The sequence below is a fragment of the Antribacter sp. NEAU-D49 genome, assembly GCF_057158775.1.
Genome location: NZ_JBXTSN010000017.1, coordinates 25310 through 42733, shown reverse-complemented (window position 1 = coordinate 42733; position 17424 = coordinate 25310). Strand labels below are relative to the sequence as shown.

Annotated in this window: 17 protein-coding genes; 10 read left to right on the top strand and 7 right to left on the bottom strand. The window is 74.5% G+C overall.

The features are described from left to right. Positions 1-24: 24 nt before the first annotated feature. Positions 25-1419, bottom strand: a complete 1395-nt coding sequence (locus AC060K_RS14075) for an aldehyde dehydrogenase family protein (protein WP_483766022.1) — start codon at positions 1417-1419, stop codon at positions 25-27. Between the two features lie 165 nt (positions 1420-1584). Here AC060K_RS14075 and AC060K_RS14070 point away from each other — a divergent pair, with 165 nt between their 5' ends. The 4 genes from AC060K_RS14070 (at position 1585) to AC060K_RS14055 (ending at position 5432) form a co-directional block, all read left to right on the top strand. Further along, on the top strand, positions 1585-2895 hold the full coding sequence (locus AC060K_RS14070; RefSeq protein ID WP_483766021.1) for an FAD-binding oxidoreductase: 1311 nt from the start codon (positions 1585-1587) through the stop codon (positions 2893-2895). Between the two features lie 109 nt (positions 2896-3004). Continuing rightward, a complete protein-coding gene (locus AC060K_RS14065) occupies positions 3005-4147 on the top strand; it encodes an iron-containing redox enzyme family protein (protein ID WP_483766020.1) in 1143 nt (380 codons plus the stop codon). Between the two features lie 8 nt (positions 4148-4155). Then, complete coding sequence (locus AC060K_RS14060; protein WP_483766019.1) at positions 4156-5193, top strand: glycosyltransferase family 2 protein; 1038 nt, start codon at positions 4156-4158, stop codon at positions 5191-5193. After that, positions 5190-5432: a CDGSH iron-sulfur domain-containing protein gene (locus AC060K_RS14055; protein ID WP_483766018.1), complete on the top strand. Its 243-nt coding sequence runs from the start codon at positions 5190-5192 to the stop codon at positions 5430-5432. The genes AC060K_RS14060 and AC060K_RS14055 overlap by 4 nt, the downstream gene beginning before the upstream one ends. Positions 5433-5441: 9 nt before the next feature. Here the strand turns inward: AC060K_RS14055 and AC060K_RS14050 are convergent, their stop codons facing one another. After that, complete coding sequence (locus AC060K_RS14050; protein ID WP_483766017.1) at positions 5442-7052, bottom strand: NAD-dependent epimerase/dehydratase family protein; 1611 nt, start codon at positions 7050-7052, stop codon at positions 5442-5444. Positions 7053-7092: 40 nt separating this feature from the next. On the opposite strand from AC060K_RS14050, the gene AC060K_RS14045 reads away from it, so the two are divergent. Continuing rightward, positions 7093-8013 (top strand): DNA-3-methyladenine glycosylase family protein, encoded by a 921-nt coding sequence (locus AC060K_RS14045; protein ID WP_483766016.1) that lies wholly within the window; start codon positions 7093-7095, stop codon positions 8011-8013. Here the strand turns inward: AC060K_RS14045 and AC060K_RS14040 are convergent. Together AC060K_RS14040 and AC060K_RS14035 are read right to left on the bottom strand one after the other, a co-directional pair. Beyond that, on the bottom strand, positions 7998-8993 hold the full coding sequence (locus tag AC060K_RS14040) for an NAD(P)/FAD-dependent oxidoreductase (RefSeq protein WP_483766015.1): 996 nt from the start codon (positions 8991-8993) through the stop codon (positions 7998-8000). The genes AC060K_RS14045 and AC060K_RS14040 overlap by 16 nt on opposite strands. Then, positions 8990-10075, bottom strand: coding sequence for a glutamate-cysteine ligase family protein (locus tag AC060K_RS14035; RefSeq protein ID WP_483766014.1), 1086 nt, complete (start codon positions 10073-10075; stop codon positions 8990-8992). Before AC060K_RS14035 ends, AC060K_RS14040 begins: the two co-directional genes overlap by 4 nt. A 76-nt stretch (positions 10076-10151) precedes the next feature. Here AC060K_RS14035 and AC060K_RS14030 point away from each other — a divergent pair, with 76 nt between their 5' ends. Next, complete coding sequence (locus AC060K_RS14030) at positions 10152-10922, top strand: siderophore-interacting protein (RefSeq protein WP_483766013.1); 771 nt, start codon at positions 10152-10154, stop codon at positions 10920-10922. Between the two features lie 24 nt (positions 10923-10946). Beyond that, on the top strand, positions 10947-11480 hold the full coding sequence (locus tag AC060K_RS14025; protein ID WP_483766012.1) for a hypothetical protein: 534 nt from the start codon (positions 10947-10949) through the stop codon (positions 11478-11480). Here the strand turns inward: AC060K_RS14025 and AC060K_RS14020 are convergent. Continuing rightward, positions 11470-12645, bottom strand: a complete 1176-nt coding sequence (locus tag AC060K_RS14020) for an aminotransferase class I/II-fold pyridoxal phosphate-dependent enzyme (RefSeq protein ID WP_483766011.1) — start codon at positions 12643-12645, stop codon at positions 11470-11472. The genes AC060K_RS14025 and AC060K_RS14020 overlap by 11 nt on opposite strands. Positions 12646-12669: 24 nt before the next feature. Continuing rightward, positions 12670-12903 (bottom strand): EF-hand domain-containing protein, encoded by a 234-nt coding sequence (locus AC060K_RS14015; protein WP_483766010.1) that lies wholly within the window; start codon positions 12901-12903, stop codon positions 12670-12672. Positions 12904-13270: 367 nt separating this feature from the next. Between AC060K_RS14015 and AC060K_RS14010 the strand changes: the two genes are divergently transcribed. Further along, positions 13271-14866, top strand: coding sequence for a cellulose binding domain-containing protein (locus AC060K_RS14010; protein ID WP_483766009.1), 1596 nt, complete (start codon positions 13271-13273; stop codon positions 14864-14866). A 74-nt stretch (positions 14867-14940) separates the two neighbouring features. Here the strand turns inward: AC060K_RS14010 and cutA are convergent, their stop codons facing one another. Beyond that, complete coding sequence (cutA, locus tag AC060K_RS14005; RefSeq protein ID WP_483766008.1) at positions 14941-15285, bottom strand: divalent-cation tolerance protein CutA; 345 nt, start codon at positions 15283-15285, stop codon at positions 14941-14943. A 145-nt stretch (positions 15286-15430) separates the two neighbouring features. Here cutA and AC060K_RS14000 point away from each other — a divergent pair, with 145 nt between their 5' ends. Beyond that, on the top strand, positions 15431-16648 hold the full coding sequence (locus tag AC060K_RS14000) for an MFS transporter (protein ID WP_483766007.1): 1218 nt from the start codon (positions 15431-15433) through the stop codon (positions 16646-16648). 58 nt (positions 16649-16706) lie between these two features. Beyond that, positions 16707-17420: an NUDIX hydrolase gene (locus AC060K_RS13995; protein ID WP_483766006.1), complete on the top strand. Its 714-nt coding sequence runs from the start codon at positions 16707-16709 to the stop codon at positions 17418-17420. Positions 17421-17424: the final 4 nt, after the last annotated feature.

Below are 17424 nucleotides of genomic sequence, written 5' to 3'. Positions count from 1 at the left end.
GGCAAGGCTAGGCGAGGGCGCGGTTCAGAACCCCTCCAGGTGTACCGCCTTGCGGACCGTCAGCTCGTCGAGGAGGTCCGGGCCGTAGCCGGCGCCGCCACCGCTCCCGCGGCGCGGGTCGGCGGACCCGCCGGGCGCGCCACCGAACACGGCGTTGATCTTGACGGTGCCGACGTCGAGCGCGTCGGCGGCGCGCAGCGCGTGGTCGAGGCGCGGCGTCAGCACGGTGGCGGCGAGGCCGTACGACGACGTCGCGGCGCGGCGCAGCCCGTCGTCGAAGTCCGCAACGCGCACCACGGGCGCCACCGGCCCGAACGTCTCGTCCCTGAGGAGCGGGACGTCCTCGGGGCAGCGGTCGAGCACCGTCGGGGCGTAGAACGTGCCGGGTCGGTCGAGGCGGCGCCCGCCCGTCACCACCTCGGCGCCGGCCTCTACGGCCCCCGCCACGTGCGCCTCGACGACGGCGAGCTGTTCGGCGTCCACGAGCGGTCCCATCGTGGTGGCGGGGTCGGCCGGGTCGCCCACGACCAGGCCCTCGGCGAGGCGCGCGAGCTCCGCGACGACGGCGTCGGCCACCTCCTCGACCACGTACGCGCGCTCGACGGCGGTGCAGAGCTGGCCCGCGTTCGTGAACGCGCCCGTGGCGATCTGGGCGGCCGCGGCTGCCGGGTCCACGCCGGCGTCGACGAGGATCGGGTCCTTGCCGCCGTTCTCCAGCAGTGCCCGGGCGCCACGGGCGCCGGTGGCCGCGGCGATCCAGCGCCCGGCCGCCGTCGACCCCACGTGGGCGACCAGCGCGACGTCGTCGTGCTCCACGATCGCCCGGCCGGTCGCGGCGTCCCCGCTGACGACCGACAGGACACCGGGCGGCAGCGCCCCGGCGACCAGCCCGGCGAGCAGCGCCCCCGGCGCGTCGCTGCGCTCGGACGGCTTGTGCACCACGGTGTTCCCGGTGACGAGCGCTGCGGCGAGCAGGCCCGCCGCGGCAGGGTACGGGTCGTTCCAGGGCGTGAGGACGGCGACGACGCCGCGTGGCTCGCGCCGGACGACGTCGAGCGCCGCGGGGTCGCCCGCCAGGACCCGCCCCGCGCGGGCCAGGCCGGTCACGGCCGCCTCGTCGAGCAGGTCGGCGGCGACGACGGCAGACTCGCGCGCCTCGTGCAGCAGGCGACCGGTCGTGGCGCACAGCAGGTCGCCGAGCTCGTCCGCCGCCTCGCGCACCGCTGCGGCGGCCTGCCGCAGCAGCCCCGCACGCTCGGCGGGAGGAGTCGCGCGCCAGCCGGGGAACGCGGCCCGTGCGGCGCGGACCGCGGCGTCGACCTGGCCCGCGTCGGCGCAGACCACGGTCCGGCCGGGACCTCCGGTCGACGGGTCGAGCCGCTCGATGGTGCGGGCGGGGCGGGCGGCGGTGGTCGTCATGCGAGCCTCCTCGACAGCCGGGCACGGGCTGCGCCGTGCGGACGGCCACGAGCCTGGCCCAGGCCCGGCCCGCTCGCATCGCGGGTCGCGGCGCCCCCGCGATGAGTTCCGCCGCCTCCGGCCGTCTGCCCCTCGGGGAGCACGCCGAACGAGGAGGAGCGGACCATGCCTGACACCGAGATCCTGGAGACCGAGTTCCTGCGGCCGGGGGACGCGGGCTACGACGAGGCGCGCCAGGTGTGGAACGCGATGGTGGACCGGCGTCCGGCGCTCATCGCCCGCTGCCGCAGCACGGACGACGTCGTCGCGGCGCTGGCGCTGGCCCGGCGCGACGGCCTGGAGGTGGGCGTGCGGTGCGGGGGCCACAGCGTCGTCGGCCACGGGGTGCCCGAGGGAGGCCTCATGATCGACCTGACCCCGATGGGCGCGGTCGAGGTCGACCCGGAGGCCCGCCTGGCGCGCGTCCAGGGCGGCGCCCTCCTGGGCGCGCTGGACCGGGCCGCGCAGGAGCACGGGCTCGCGACCACCGCGGGCAACGTCTCGCACACCGGCGTGGGCGGGCTGACGCTCGGCGGCGGGATGGGCTGGCTGGGCCGGCAGTGCGGCCTGGCGTGCGACAACGTGGAGTCGTTCGAGGTGGTCACGGCCGACGGCGAGGTGGTGCGCGCATCCTCCGACGAGAATCCCGGCCTGTACTGGGGGCTGCGCGGGGGCGGCGGCAACTTCGGCGTGGTCACCGAGTTCGTGTTCCGGCTGCACCCGGTGGGCTCGCAGGCGCTGAGCGTCGAGCTCGACTTCCCGGCCGACGGTGCCCTGCCCGCCCTGACCCGCTGGCGCGACCTGGCGCTCCGGGCGCCGCGCGAGGCCGTCTACACGGCGTACGTGGCGGGCGGCACCGCGATCCTCGGCTTCGTGTGGGTGGGTGACCCGGAGGCCGGGCGGGCGCACGCCCGAACGCTCGACACCCTGGGCGAGCCGGCCGAGCAGCGCGTGGAGGAGCTGAGCTACCTCGCGCTCCAGACCCGCGACGACACCCCGCAGGGGCACACGTTCCGCCGCTACTGGAAGGGCCACTACTTCCGCACGCTGCCGGACGCCGCGCTCGAGCGGCTGATCACGCTCGACCCCACTGTCGCCGCGAGCCTCCAGTCGTACGGCGGCGCCATCGCCGACGTGCCCGACGACGCCACGGCGTTCAGCCACCGCGACGCGGCCTTCGAGCTCGTGGTCGCCGTCCGCTGGACCGAGCCGGCCGACGACGAGGCCCGGGTCGCCGCAGCCCGCGCGGCCGCCTCCGCGCTGGAGCCCTTCGCGAGCGGCGCCTACGTCAACACGCTCGGGGACGACGGCGCCGCGGGTGTCGGCCGCGCCTACCCGCCCGCCAAGCTGGCCCGGCTCACGGCCCTGAAGGACGCGGTGGACCCGCGGAACGTGTTCCACCTGAACCAGAACGTGCCCCCGAGCGGTCAGGGGTGAGGCGCGGGCATCACCCGATCCCGAGCGAGCGGCACCGTCCTGACGCAGCATGACGTCACAAGCAGGCGCGTCGAGAAGGTGGCGCTCTCTCGCAGGACCGGGAGGCCTCATGACGACCACGCCGCAGACCGACCAGCCCACGCCGTCGCGCCGCATGCCCGTGCCCCAGCCCCGCGGACCCGTCAGCCAGGCGCTCCTCGACGTCCTGCTCGCCGGCCCGCCCGGCCCGCCCGGCCAGGCCCGGGCCGACGCGGCGAGCCTCGCCCCCGTCGCCGCCGCCCTGGACGACGCCGGGATCGACGGTCCCGACGGCCCGGAGGCCGCCCTGTCCGACGACGTCCAGCTCGCCCTCCTCGCGCTGTACGAGCTGCACTACCGCGGCCTCGACGGCGTCGACGACACCTGGGAGTGGCACCCTGACCTCCTCGCCGTCCGCGCCCGGGTCGAGGGCCCGTTCGAGGCCGCCCTGCGCCGGCGGGTCCCCGTCCCCGAGTGCGAGACCACCGACGCCGTCGGCGTCGCCGACCGCCTCTTCCGGCTGGCCGCCGAGGACGACGGCCCGAGCCTGTCCCGCTACGTCGCGAAGAAGGCGGACGCCGAACAGGTGCGGGAGCTGCTCGCCCTCAAGTCGGTCTACCAGCTCAAGGAGGCCGACCCGCACACCTGGGCGATCCCCCGGCTCGCCGGCACGCCCAAGGCCGCTCTCGTCGAGATCCAGGCCGACGAGTACGGCGGCGGAGCACCCGGCCGCATGCACGCCGAGCTGTTCGCGCGGGCGATGCGCGGCGTCGGGCTGGACGACGCCTACGGCCGGTACGTCGACGTGGTCCCCGCCGTGTCACTCGTCGCGGTCAACACCATGTCGCTGCTGGGCCTGCACCGGCGGCTGCGGGGCGCGGTCGTGGGCCACCTCGCGGCCTTCGAGATGACCTCCTCCATCCCGTCCCGCCTCTACAGCAACGGGTTCCGCCGCCTCGGCCACAGCGAGGACACCACCTGGTACTTCGACGAGCACGTCGAGGCCGACGCCGTCCACGAGCAGATCGCCGCCCGCGACCTCGCCGGGCGCCTCGCCGAGGAGGAGCCGGACCTGCGCGACGACGTCCTGTGGGGCGCCGCCGTGTGCCTCGCCGTCGAGGGCGACGTCGCCGCGCACGTCCTCGAACGGTGGCAGCGCGGCGAGCCCGCGCTGCGCGTCCCGCCCGGGTCGCCCACCCAGCCGGCCCCGGCCGACCGGACCGCCGCGGCCTGAGGCGCGCCATGATCCCCGGAGCCGTGTACGTCCTCCCGCTGCGACGGCAGCACGTCGTGCGCGCTGACGTCGCCGACCTGGCCACCTACCTCGCCCGCGTCGCGGCCGTGCTTCCGGTCGTCGTCGCCGACGGCTCGCCACCGGCCGTGCGTGCCGCGCACACGCGGGCCTGGGGAGAGCACGCGCGGGTCGTGCCCGTCCCGGCGTCCGGGCCCGGCACCAACGGCAAGGTCGTCGGGGTCCTGGCGGCGCTCGCTGCCACCGTCGAGGACCGGGTCGTCGTGGCCGACGACGACGTCCGGTACGACGACGCCACGCTCGCCCGGGTGGTCGGCCTGCTCGACGTCGCGGACGCCGTGGTGCCGCAGAACGTCTACGACTCCCTGCCCTGGCAGGCCCGCTGGGACACGGCCCGCTCGCTCGTCAACCGGGCGTTCGGCGGCGACTACCCGGGCACTCTCGCCTTCCGGCGCGCCGCCCTGGGGCCCGCCGGCTACGACGCGGGCGTGCTCTTCGAGAATCTCGAGCTGCTGCGCACCGTTCGGGCCAGGGGAGGCCAGGTCCTCCGCGCCCCGGACGTGTACGTCCCGCGCCGGCCGCCCACCGTGCGGAAGTTCACCGAGCAGCGTGTACGGCAGGCCTACGACTCGTTCGCCCAGCCGGGGCGGCTCGCGGCCGAGCTCGCGCTGCTGCCTGCGCTCGGCACGGCCGCCTCGGCCGCGGTCCTCGGGCGTGGGCGGGCGCGGCGTGCCGGGGCGGCGGCCTGCGCCCTGCTGGCCGGAGCGGCGGTCGCCGCGGCGGAGACCGGGCGGCAGCGTGCGCAGGGCGCCCGCCGGTTCCCGCCGTCGGCGGCACTGTGGGCGCCCGTCTGGGTGGTCGAGCGGGCGGTGTGCGCGTGGGCGGCGCTGGCATGGCGTGTCCGGGGCGGTGTCCCGTACGCGGGGGCACGGCTGCGGACCGCTGCCCACCCGGAGGGCGAGCTGCGCGCCCGGGCGACCACAGGACCGTCGTCGGCCCGCCAGGACGAGCACCGGGAGGCGGCATGACCATCCCCGACCCCAGGTGCCGTCGGCCCGACGGCGTCGCGTCGCCGCGCGAGGCCGAGGTCACCGTCCGCGCCTGCCCCGACGGGCCGCTGCTGGTGCGGGGCCCCGCCACGATCGTGGGGGCGGACGGCGAGCCGGTGGCCCGCCACCGGGCGACGGTGGCGCTGTGCCGCTGCGGCGGGACCGCCATCCCGCCCTGGTGCGACGGCACGCACAAGGTGAACGGATTCCGGGCCTGACGACCGGACTCAGCGCGCCGCGTCCTCCGCCCCGAGCGAGCGGCCCTCGCGGAAGGCGCGCTGCCGCACGTACTCGTGGAAGCGGTCGAGCAGCTCGAGCTGCGCGCGGGCCGTGGCGATCAGCCCGTCGAGCTGCGCCGGGTCGAGCCCGAGGTCCTCCGCGTGCTCGCGCAGGGTCTGCCAGCCGCCGATCTTGCCGAGCACCGCCGACCGCATGAGCTCGGCCTCCAGCACCGCCGACATCGGTGAGCGCCGCAGGAGCCGGCCGTTGAGCTTGAGCCGTCCGGCCTTCTCGCCGAGCCAGGCCGTCGCCGTGCGGTAGCGGCGCGGCGGCACCCGGAGCCGGTCGAGCAGGTCTCGGTAGAGCTCCCGCTCGCCGCGCAGCTGCTCGGTCGCCTCGGCGAGCTCGGCGTGGAAGGGGGTGTCGCGGTAGGTGCGGGTCATGAGCTCCATGCGCTCGAGCCCCGCCGTCGCGCCGGTGAAGTGGTCGGAGAGGTAGAGGCCCAACAGGTACCGGTCCATCGAGCCCGGGATCCGGACCTCTCCGGTGTCGCGGAGCGGCAGCACCGACGAGCCGGCGGGCCGCGGAGTGGCGGGGCGCAGCGGAGCGGACCGGAGGCCTTGTCCCACCGCGATACCGTCGAGCAGCTCCTCGACCGCCTCGGCGGCCGTGCGCCGCGGCGCCCACCCCAGCTCGGTCCGGACGCGCGCGGTGTCGAGCACCGGGACCGTCATCGCCATGTCCAGCCAGCCCGGGTCGGAGCGCACCAGCCGGCTGTCGTAGGCGACGCCGAGGACGGCTCGGACCGCGGCGGGAGGCACCGCGACGAGCCGCCCGTGGTCGACGATCCGGGCGAGGTCCTCGCCCCGGAGCAGGTCGTCCGCCGCGACGTTGAACGCTCCGCGCGCCCGCTCGACGACCACGCGGCGGTAGGCGTCCGCGACGTCGTCGGCGTGCACGGCCTGCATGCGCAGGCCGGCGGGCAGCGGGAGGACGGGCAGCCGGCCCTGCCGGAGCAGCTGCGTCGGTACCAGGGGGCCCAGGAAGTACCGCACGACCGACTGCGCGGCGTCCGCCTGGAAGATGAGTGACGGGCGCAGCCGCGCCACCACCAGGTCCGGGTGGGAGGCCTCCACCTCGTCCAGCACCCGCTCCTGTGCGGCCTTGTCCACGCTGTAGTGCGACGTCGGGATACCGTCGGTGGGCCAGTCCTCCTGGCGGGGCTCGTCGTCGTCGACGGGGGAGTACGCCCCCACCGACGACGCGACCACCAGCTGCGGCACGCCCGCGCGGACGACCGCCTCCGCAACGCGCCGGGTGCCCTCCACGTTGGTGCGGCGTAGGAGCCCGCGCTCACGGTTGGGTTGGATCAGCCAGGCGAGGTCGACCACGGCATCGGCGCCGCGGAACCGCTCGGCGAGCCGCGTGACCACCGTCTCGTCGAGGTCCTCCGCCGCGACGTCCTCCACCGCCCACCCGGCCTCCCGGTACGGCTCGGCAGTGCGGTCCGGCAGGCGGCGGGCGATCCCGAGCACCGAGGTGACCCGAGGGTCCGTGCGCAGGGCGTGCAGCAGCGCCGTCCCGACGTTCCCGGTGGCTCCCACGACGACGACGCGCATGAGGCCACGGTGGCACCGGTGCGCCGCGCACGCACGCGGCATGGTCCACTGGTACGTGCTCACCGTCCGCCACACGTCGCCGCGCCGGCTCGACGTCGCCCTGACGCTCGCGCCGCTCGCGCACGGGCCGGCGGACCCCACGTTCCACCGCGCCGCCGACGGCACTATCTGGCGTACCTCGCTGCTGCGGACCGGGCCGGTGACGCAGCGGTTCGCCCCGGCGGGGCCGCACGAGGTCGTGGTGCAGCTGTGGGGCGCCGGCGCCCGCGAGGCCGCCGAGGCGCTCCCGGCGCTGCTCGGCGAGGACGATGACGCCACCGGCTTCGTGCCGCCGCCGCAGGTGCAGGACGCGCACCGGCGGGCTGCAGGTCTCCGGATGGCCCGCAGCGGCCGGGTGCTGGAGGCTCTCGTGCCCGCCGTGCTGGAGCAGCGCGTGCAGACCGTCACCGCGCACCGCGCGTGGCGGTGGATCGTCACCCGGTACGGCACTCCTGCGCCCGGGCCGGTGCCCGCGGGCCTGCGGGTCGTGCCCGACGCGCGCACCTGGGCTCGCATCCCCGTCTGGGACTGGCACCGCGCCGGCGTCGACCCGGGACGCGCCCGTACGGTGGCCCGGTGCGCGGTGGTGGCGCCCCGCCTCGAGGAGGCGTGCGCGATGGCGCCCGCCGAGGCACGGGCCCGGCTGGAGAAGGTGCAGGGAGTGGGCGTGTGGACGTCGGCGGAGGTGGCGCAGCGCGCCTTCGGCGACGCGGACGCTGTCTCCGTGGGCGACTTCCACCTGCCCGCCGCGGTCGGCTGGGCCCTCGCGGGCGAGCGGACCGACGACGACGGCATGCTGCGCCTGCTCGCCCCGTACGCGCCGCACCGGCACCGCGTCGTCCGCCTGCTGATGATCGACGGACGCCACCAGGCCCCGCGCCGGGGACCGCGGCTGCCGGTGCCCGACTACCGGGCGTTCTGACCTGGCTCGTGCCCGCCTGGCCGCGCCAGCCGGTCCGCCAGCGTCCGGCCGATCCACGCCGACGACCGCACGGCGCTTCCGCACCGGGCTGCCAGCAGCCCGGGTGCGGGCTCCGCGACGACCAGGGTCTTCTCGTCCGTGTCGACGCCCCACAGGACCCGTTCGACCCGGGCGTCGCGCAGCCAGGGCAGCACGTCACCCAGGCCGTGGGCCAGCAGCTTGTCCCAGTAGTCGACCGGCCCGGTGACGTCGTCGTCGTCGACCAGGTCCTCCTGCCCGACGACGACCCGGAACTGCCCGTCGAACCTCTTGACGAAGACGTACGCCCAGCCGTTGCCGAGCGGCACGATCGTGTGGGGGAGGGCCTCCCGGGGGCCCTCGACCGGCAGGTCGAGCACGAACAGCTGCCGCTTCTCGGAGGTGGCGTCGAGCCCGGGCAGCACCCGGTCCGTGGCGGCGCCCAGGGCCAGCAGGACGCGGCCCGCCCGGAGCTCGCCGCGAGAGGTCTCGACGACGTGCCCGCCCGTCCCGCCGGCCGGCCGCACGCCCGTGACGAGCGTCCCCGGGTGCCAGGACGCGCCGGAGCGGCCGGACTCATCGAGGAGGTGCGTCACCAGCCGCGCCGCGGAGACGTTCAGCGCGGGCACCGCCTGTCCCAGGTCGAGCTCGTGGTACCAGTTCTGCAGCGCGTCGAGGTCCACCCCGGACTCGAGCAGGCCGCGCACGAACCCTGCCGTCTCCGTGGTCATCTCCGACTTGACCGGGTGGTCCCACGTCCAGCGGATGCTCCCGCCGGAGTACCGATAGGTGGAGGTGTGCTCCGGGTCGTCCGGCCGGTCGTCGCTCACCACGGCGACCCGCAGGCCCGGGTGGTTCCGGGCAAGGAAGTAGGCCGTCGAGGCGCCGATCGGGCCTGCGCCGCAGACCGCCACGTCGACCTCGGCGGGCAGGTCGTCGCCGGCTGTCGGGGGAAGGGTCATCGCAGGCCTCCTGGCAGGTAGGTGAGTCCGGTCCGGGCGTAGGCGTCGAGCAGGTCGTCGGCGGGCGTGCGCCCGTGCGCGAGCAGGTTCGCGAACGGAGCCAGGAGGGCCTGCTCCGGGCGGCCGGCCAGGGCCGACGTCGCGGCGGCCAGCACCTGGGCCGCGCCGTCGGCGATCTCCGCGTCGTGGAAGGCGCCGGACGCCGCCCGCTGATGGAGCGCGCGGCTCGGGACGTCGCTGCGGTCGGGGAGCGCGTCGGAGAGGCACACCCCCAGCACGAGTGCCCCGCCGGCGAGGAGCAGGTCGCGGGAGAGGAACGCGTCGTACGCCTTGAACTCGATCCGCCCTCGCTCGCGGGGGATCCGCGGGGCGTGGTGGAAGGCGGGCGACACGGCCGGGTCCGGGTCGCGCTCCACGAAGCACCGGGCCGCCGCACGCGGCCCGGTGCGGACGTACGTGCGCCGGCTGGGCCCGGACCACAGGCCGCCGTCGAAGAACGGGGAGCTGAAGCTGAACGGCACCAGGTACGGGCTGTAGTGGGTGAGCCTGCGGGCGAGGTCGACCGCGTCGTCGTCGGTGGCGTCCGGGAAGGACAGATTCACGTCCGGCCCGTAGGTGAGGTTGGAGATGTCCGCGTGGTCGTAGTCGCGGTCCTCGGACCGCAGCGCCTGCTCCCAGTCGTTGAGCGGCGGCTCGAAGCGGTACTCCGTCTGCGTGGGGTGGAAGCCGACGACCGCCAGGCCGAGCCCGAGCGGCTCCAGCCGCTCCGCGAGCAGGGCCTGGAGGCGCTCCAGGTGGTCGGCCGCCTCGGTCAGACCGGCGCTGACCGGGGTCCGGATCTCCACCCCCTTGACCCGCAGGTCGGCGAAGACCCCGTCGGGGCCGAACCGTTCGTCGCCCTCGAGGTACCAGTAGCCCGACTTGATGCCCATGTCGCCGTGGGTGATCGCGTCGTCGTCGGTCCCCTCGCCCCCGGCCAGGGCGGTGTGGAGCGCGCGGAAGTCCAGGTCGGAGGCGCCGCGGACGCGGCCGGTGGGGTCCACCAGGGCGTACTCGAACTCGAACCCGCAGCTGTACGGCACCGCCCCACCGTACGGGGCGGACGTCCGTTTTGGGCGGAACATTGCGAACGTGTCGAGTGTGGTTCGCCTTACCTCTGTGAATGACGCCCTCCAGGCGCAGACCCACCTCGTCGTGACCGCCACCGAGCGGCGCACCCCCGGCATGGTCCGCCTGCGACTCCGCTCTCCCGACCTGTCGGCCTTCGCGGGGAGCGTCTTCACGGACCGCTTCGTCCGGCTGGTGTTCCCGCAGCCGGACGGGTCCACGGTGCTGCGGACCTACACCGTGCTGGACCCGTCGCCCGCCGACGGGACGCTGACGATCGACGTCGTGGACCATGGCGGGGCGGGCTACGCCGGCCCGTGGGCCGCGCGGGCCAGGCCCGGCGGCACCATCACGGCGCGCGGTCCGGGCGGCTACTACCGCCCGGACCCGACCGCGGACTGGCACCTCCTCGCGGGCGACGAGTCCGCGCTCCCGGCGATCCGCGCCGCGCTCGCCCTGCTGCCCGACGACGCCCGTGGTCACGTGCTCCTTGAGGTCCCGGCCGCGGAGCACCGGCAGCCGCTCGACCACCCCGCCGGTGTCGAGGTCACCTGGCTGGTCGCCGGTGAGCCGGCCCCCGGCGTCGAGCCGTTCGCCGCGGCCGTGCGCGCGCTGCCGTGGCTGCCCGGCCGGGTCCAGGCCTTCGTGCACGGCGAGGCTCACGCCACGATGAAGGGCGTGCGGCCCTACCTGCTGTGGGAGCGCGGCGTGCCGCCCGAGGACGTCTCCATCTCCGCCTACTGGCGGCGGGGCGCCACCGAGGAGGGCTTGCGGCGCTGGAAGGCCGAGCAGGTCCGGGCGCGGGAGCTGCAGCCGGTCTGAGCGCGAGCGCGTACCCTCGCCGTCGTGGAGACCGCAGAGCTGCAGATCCTGCTGCGGACGGGGCTGGTCGCGCTCGTCCTCGGAGTCGTCGGCGTCCTGAGCGTCTATGCGCGCAAGCACCCGAACCTCGCCAAGAAGGTGCCCGGCGGCGTCCGGCTGCCGAAGTTCTTCGGCTTCGTGGGCTGGCTGCTCGTCGTGGTCGGCGCGGTGATGTGCCTGGTGGCTTTCGGGGACGACGGTCCGCTGGACATGCGGGTCGCGTCGGTGACGGTCCTCGCCGGCGGGCTGCTGTTCCTCGTCGGCTACCGGAACTGGTACATGGTCATCGGCACGGACGAGCTCTCGTTCCGGACGTTCTTCGGCGTCGCCCGGACGGTGCGGTACCACGAGGTCACCTCGTACGAGATCGTGCAGCGCCAGGGCGGTCCGGTCCTGACGCTGCACGCTGTCGACGGTTCCCGGTTCACCCTCAACGCGCGGACCTTCGACGTGACCCGGCTGATCGGCGGGATCGAGGAGCACCGGCGTAGGTTCGGGCTGCCGCCGATCACGTCGTGACGCCGCCCGCGAGGTCGCGCAGCGCCGGCAGGGCCCGCTCGAGCATGGGGGTCGTGGCGGTCAGGCTGATCCGGAAGTGGCCCGGTCGGTCGAACACCGTCCCCGGCAGCACGAACACCCCGCGGTCGGCGAGCGCCGCGACGAAGGTGGTCGCGTCGCCGCCCGGCGCGGCGCTCCACAGGTAGAAGGTGCCCTCGGGCACGGTGAGGTCGTACCCGGCCTCGCCGAGTGCGCCGACCATGAGGTCCCGTCGGCGGGTGAGCTCGGTGAGGTCGAGCGAGACGGTCTCGAGGGCGGGCACCGCGTACTGCATGAGGGCGTCGGGGAAGCCCCAGCCCATCCCCATCTGGAGGGGGAGCGTGGCGGCGCGCAGGTCGTCCCGGACGTCCCGGGGGATCAGGGGCGAGAGCGCGAGGTAGCCGAGCCGCTGGCCCGGCGCGAGCAGCACCTTGCCGTAGCTGTAGTCCACCAGGGTCCACGGGTAGCAGGCGGCCGGGCTGGTGAAGCCGACGCCGTCGAAGCGGATGCGCCGGTACGGCTCGTCGGACAGCAGCCAGATGCGCCGGCCGTTACGCGCCGACGCGGCCTCCAGCGCCGCGGCCAGCTCGACGAGCCGGTCCTTGCCGTAGACGCGGCCGGTCGGGTTGGCGGGCGAGTTGACGACGACGATGCGTGTGCGCGGCGTGATCGCTCGGGCGATCGCCTCGACGTCGAGGTCGAACGTGTCCGGGGCGAGCGGCGCCTTGACGGGGACGAGGTCGGCCGCGCGGAGCATCGGCGGGTAGAACCAGCCCGGTTCGGGGATCACCACCTCGTCCCCGACGTCGGCGACCAGGCGGAACGCGAGCGCGATGGCGCCGAACGCGCCCTGCGTCATGGCGACGTCGTCGGGCGCGAACGGCAGGCCGAGCTCACGCTCCAGGCCTGCGGCGACCGCCTCCCGCGCCGGGGCGAGGCTGGTCTTGTACGCGAACCAGTCCTCGGCGCGGGGCTCGAGGTTGGCGCGCAGGGCGTCGACGAGCGCCGGGAGCGGCATCTCGTGCGGGTCGCCGAACGTCAGGTCGACGACGTCCGGCGACCCGTCCATCGCGCGCAGCGAGAGGAAGAAGGAGGTGACGGGCTCGATGGCGTCACGTGCGGCGTGTGCTCGCTCCGACAGCTCCATGCCCCTCATGATCCACCCGGAGGGTCAGGCGTACCAGGCCTTCGTGAACTCCTGGAGGCCGATGGCGCCGTCGTCGTCGTGGTCGGCGGCCGCGAAGATCTCGTCCAGCTCGGCGTCCGTGACGGTCTCGCCACGGCCCTCCATCGCGAGGCGGAACTCGGCGGCCGTGATGAGGCCGTCGTTGTCGGAGTCGAACTCGTCGAACGTGGCCGCGAGCTCGGCGGCCTCGCTGTCTGGGGCGGTCGGACGATCGGACACTTCGGACCTCCTGGGTCTCGGTTGCGGGGCGGGCCCATGCTGCCACGAAGGCGGTCCTGCCGGGGGAGCGGTCCGGGTGATCGAGCGGGAGGCGCACCGCAAGAGGGTGGCACGGAACCGCGTGCAAACGTTTTCCGAGAGTGACGCCATCCTCGCGTCGCGGGGTGCGTAACCCGCGATGCGGAGCCGAAACTACCGGAAACTTTCGAGTGAATACGTTTGCACAATTCTCGGTGGGAGCCCTTGGCGCGGCCGCTTTGCACCGGTATGGTCGCTGGTGGTGGGGAACGCCGACGGAGGCGTCCTCGCCGGTTCGAAAAACGATTTCGGTGCACCATCCCGGCACGGCAACTCAAAGGAGAGACAAGTGACTCGTGGAACCCGTTCCCGGCTCAGATCACCACTCTTGGTCGCCGCCACCGCGGCGGTCGCGCTCGTGGCATCCCTGGTACCCCCGACGGCGACTGCGGCTGCCGGTGACGTCGTCGTCAACGTCAGCCAGAAGCACCAGGTCATCCGTGGTTTCGGCGGCATGACCCACTCGTCGTGGATCGGCGACCTCACGCCGGCGCAGCGCGACACCGCGTTCGACAACGGCTCGGACGACCTCGGCATGACCATCCTGCGGATCCCCGTCCCCGAGGACAGCGCCAACTTCTCGCGCGACCTCGCCACCGCCCAGGCGGCTGTGAACAAGGGTGCGCTGGTCATCGCGTCGCCCTGGAACCCGCCGGCCTCCATGACCGAGACGGTCAACGGGGTCAAGCGCCTCCGGTACAACCAGTACGGCGCGTACGCGGCGCACCTCGAGAGCTTCGTCGACTACATGCGCGCCAACGGCGTGGAGCTGTACGCGATCTCGATCCAGAACGAGCCGGACTACGCGACGGAGTGGACCGCCTGGACGCCCCAGGAGATCGTCAACTTCCTGCGTAACAACGCGGGCACGATCAGCACCAAGGTCATCGCGCCCGAGTCGTTCCAGTACCGCAAGAACATGTCGGACCCGATCCTCAACGACGCCGCGGCGCTCGCGAACACCGACATCATTGGCGCGCACCTGTACGGGACGGCGTTCAGCGACTTCGACTACCCCCTCTTCGAGCAGAAGGGGGCGGGCAAGGAGCTGTGGATGACCGAGGTCTACACGCCCAACAGCCAGGCCGACTCCGGGAACCGGTGGCCCGAGGCGCTCCAGGTGGGCGAGCACATCCACCGCTCGATGGCGGACGCCGAGTTCCAGGCCTACATCTGGTGGTACATCCGTCGCAGCTACGGCCCCATGCTGGAGAACGGGTCCATCAGCAAGCGCGGCTACATGATGGCCCACTACACCAAGTTCGTCCGCCCCGGCGACGTGCGCGTCGAGGCCACCAAGGAGGTCCGGGCGGGCGTGCTGACCTCCGCCTACCAGGGCGACGACGGCAAGATCACCGTGGTGGTGGTCAACAAGAACACGTCGTCGGTCCAGCAGGGCATCGCCGTCGAGGGCGCGAACATCTCGACGGTCAGCTCCTGGGTCACCGACGGCAGCCGCAACCTGCAGCAGCAACCGGCCGGCTCGGCGTCGGGCAACCGATTCACGGCGACCCTTCCGGCGCAGAGCGTGACGACGTTCGAGCTGGGCACGGGCCCCGTGACGACCCCGCCCCCGAGCACGCCGCCGCCGAGCACCCCGCCCCCGGCGGGTGCCTGCTCGGCAGCGCTGCGGATCGTCAACTCCTGGCAGGGCGGCTACCAGGGTGAGGTGACCGTCACCGCCGGCTCGGCGGCGATCAGCAGCTGGCGGGTCACCCTGGCCGGCGGGATCACGCCGACCCAGATCTGGAACGGCACCCTGTCCGGGTCCACGGTGTCCAACGTCTCCTGGAACGGCAGCCTCGGCGCCGGCCGGAGCACGAGCTTCGGCTTCATCGGCAGCGGGACCGCGCCATCGGCCACGTCGCTCACCTGCGTGAGCTGACGCTCGTCCACATACCCCCGGGACCCTGACCCCGGCCCGGGGGCCGGGAGCCGCAGAGAATCTGCGGCTCCCGGTCACTTTCCGGGCGTCTCGCCGGACGACTCTGCCTCGCCCGCCGCCCACGCCAGGTACTCCGGGTTGCCGCCGAGGATCGGGGTGACCACGATCTCCGGCAGGTCGTACGTGTGCAGCGCACGCAGGTGCAGCACGAGCGCCTCGGCGAGGTCGGCGCGGGTCTTGAGGACCAGCCGCCACTCCCGTTCGCGCTGGACCTCGCCCTTCCACCGGTAGACCGACGTGATCGGTCCTTCGAGCTGCGCGCAGGCCGCGAGCCGTGCCTGGACCGCCCCGTCCGCCAGCTCCAGGGCGAGCGCCTCGTCGTCGGTCGTCGTCGTCACCTGCACGAGTACGGGATCCACCGGGCCAGCCTAGGTCCGGGGGAGTGAGGCCCACAACTACCTGGTCGCGGTCATTCCGCCCCCGCTGCTGGGGTGAGGCTGTCCGCTGGGCGAGATGTCTCGTGACCAGACGTTGCCACGGCGAACCATCTGGCACCCTGGCGGCATGACGGGACCAGCACCAGGACGCACGGCAGACTTCCGTTTCCGCGACATCGCGGTGGTCGCCTACGCGCCGTCGGTGGTGAGCTCGGTGGGGCACGGCGCGGTGATGCCGGTGCTGGCGATCCACGCCGTCGACCTGGGGGCGAGCGCGTCCGTCGCGGCGCTGGTGGTGGCCCTCATGGGGGTTGGGGCCCTGGCCGGTTCGCTGCCCGCGGGTGCCGTGGTGGCGCGGTTCGGGGAGCGCCGCACGCTGATGGTCGCGGGGCTCGTCGACGCGGTCGCGATGCTGGCGGCGTTCCTCGCTCCCTCGGTCTGGCTGCTGGCCGTGGCCGTGCTGGTCAGCGGGGCGAGCTGGTCGGCGTTCCTCCTGGCCCGGCAGGGCTTCCTGATCGACGCCGTCCCGGTCACGCATCGGGCGCGGGGGATGGCCCTGCTGGGCGGCTCCATGCGGGTCGGCCTGCTCGTGGGCCCGCTCCTCGGGGCGGCGCTGATCCACCTGTTCGGTGTGCGGGCCGTCTTCGTGCTCGCGGCGTGCTCGGCGGTCGTGTCTGGCCTCATCGTCCTCCGGATGCCCGACTTCGGCCGCCGCGAGCGCGGGACCACGCCGATACCGGTGCGCACCGTTCTGCGGCAGCACCGCCGGACCTTGCTCACGCTGGGGCTCGCGGTGGTGGTGATCGCCGCCTCGCGCTCGGTCCGCACGGGCCTGCTGCCCCTGTGGGCCGACCACGTCGGCCTCGATGCGGCGGTGGTGTCGCTGCTCTTCGCCGTCGCCGCGTCGATCGACATCCTCCTCACCCTGCCGGGCGGCTGGCTGCTCGACACGCGCGGGCGCCAGGTGGTCGCGGTGCCGGTGGTCCTCGCCGTCGGGATCGGGTGCCTCCTCCTCCCGCTGACGGACTCGGCGCTCGGGGTCGGCGCCGTCATGGCACTCATCGCGCTGGGAAACGGCCTCGGCTCAGGGATCGTGATGACCCTCGGCGCCGACGCCGCGCCGGTCGAGGGGCGGGCGCAGTTCCTCGGCGGCTGGCGGCTCTGCGGCGACCTCGGTTCCACCGGCGGCCCGCTCCTGGTGACCGTGGTCGCGGCGGTGGCGCCGCTCGCGGTGGCCCCGCTGGTTCTGGGCGTCCTCGCGCTCGCGGGCACCGTCTGGGTGGGCTACTGGACCGGGAAGGCGGACCGGGCGCGTCGTGCGGCCCTGGCGGGCGCCGTCTCCTGATAGGGTCACTTTGACCCTATCGAACGGGGCCTGTCGAACGAGCGAGGAGCGACCCGCCATGGAGGAGTCCCCCGAGTACGACCCGCACGACTACCCGCCCGTGGCCGTCACCGTCGACGTCGTGATCACGACGCTGCGCGGCGGGCGCGTCCACGTCCTGCTCGTGGAGCGCGGCGCGCCGCCCTTCCAGGGCGCCTGGGCGCTGCCCGGCGGCTTCGTCGAGCCGAGCGAGGACGCCGACGCCGCCGCCCGGCGCGAGCTGGTCGAGGAGACCGGCATCGGCCTCGCCACGCCGGTGCACCTGGAGCAGCTGCGCACCTACACGGCCCCGGACCGCGACCCGCGCATGCGCGTGGTCTCCGTCGCGTACGTGGCGCTCGCCCCGGACCTCCCGGACCCGGTGGCCGGCAGCGACGCGGCGTCGGCCCGCTGGTGGGCCGTCGACGACGTGACCGACGGCGAGATCGAGCTCGCCTTCGACCATGCCCAGATCCTGTCCGACGCCGTCGAGCGCATCCGGTCGAAGCTCGAGTACACGACCCTCGCGACGTCGTTCCTGCCGCGCGTCTTCACACTCGGCGAGCTGCGGGCGGTCTACGCGGCCGTCTGGGGCCAGACCCTCGACCTGCAGAACTTCCGCCGCAAGGTGCTCGCCGCGCCGGGGTTCGTCGAACCCGTCGACGAGGTGCGGGTGGGGGTGCCCGGGCCGCGCGCGCAGCTCTACCGGGCGGGCGGCGCGGCGGAGATCGTCCCGCCGTTCCGGCGCCCGTGATCGC

Coding starts and splice junctions, on each gene's coding strand:
- AC060K_RS14040 (WP_483766015.1), bottom strand. CDS start 8,993: ATGACCCTTCCCCCGACAGCCGGCGACGACCTGCCCGCCGAGGTCGAC.
- AC060K_RS13995 (WP_483766006.1), top strand. CDS start 16,707: ATGGAGGAGTCCCCCGAGTACGACCCGCACGACTACCCGCCCGTGGCC.
- AC060K_RS14000 (WP_483766007.1), top strand. CDS start 15,431: ATGACGGGACCAGCACCAGGACGCACGGCAGACTTCCGTTTCCGCGAC.
- AC060K_RS14055 (WP_483766018.1), top strand. CDS start 5,190: ATGACCATCCCCGACCCCAGGTGCCGTCGGCCCGACGGCGTCGCGTCG.
- AC060K_RS14075 (WP_483766022.1), bottom strand. CDS start 1,419: ATGACGACCACCGCCGCCCGCCCCGCCCGCACCATCGAGCGGCTCGAC.
- AC060K_RS14045 (WP_483766016.1), top strand. CDS start 7,093: ATGGTCCACTGGTACGTGCTCACCGTCCGCCACACGTCGCCGCGCCGG.
- AC060K_RS14050 (WP_483766017.1), bottom strand. CDS start 7,052: ATGCGCGTCGTCGTCGTGGGAGCCACCGGGAACGTCGGGACGGCGCTG.
- AC060K_RS14070 (WP_483766021.1), top strand. CDS start 1,585: ATGCCTGACACCGAGATCCTGGAGACCGAGTTCCTGCGGCCGGGGGAC.
- AC060K_RS14065 (WP_483766020.1), top strand. CDS start 3,005: ATGACGACCACGCCGCAGACCGACCAGCCCACGCCGTCGCGCCGCATG.
- AC060K_RS14060 (WP_483766019.1), top strand. CDS start 4,156: ATGATCCCCGGAGCCGTGTACGTCCTCCCGCTGCGACGGCAGCACGTC.
- AC060K_RS14020 (WP_483766011.1), bottom strand. CDS start 12,645: ATGGAGCTGTCGGAGCGAGCACACGCCGCACGTGACGCCATCGAGCCC.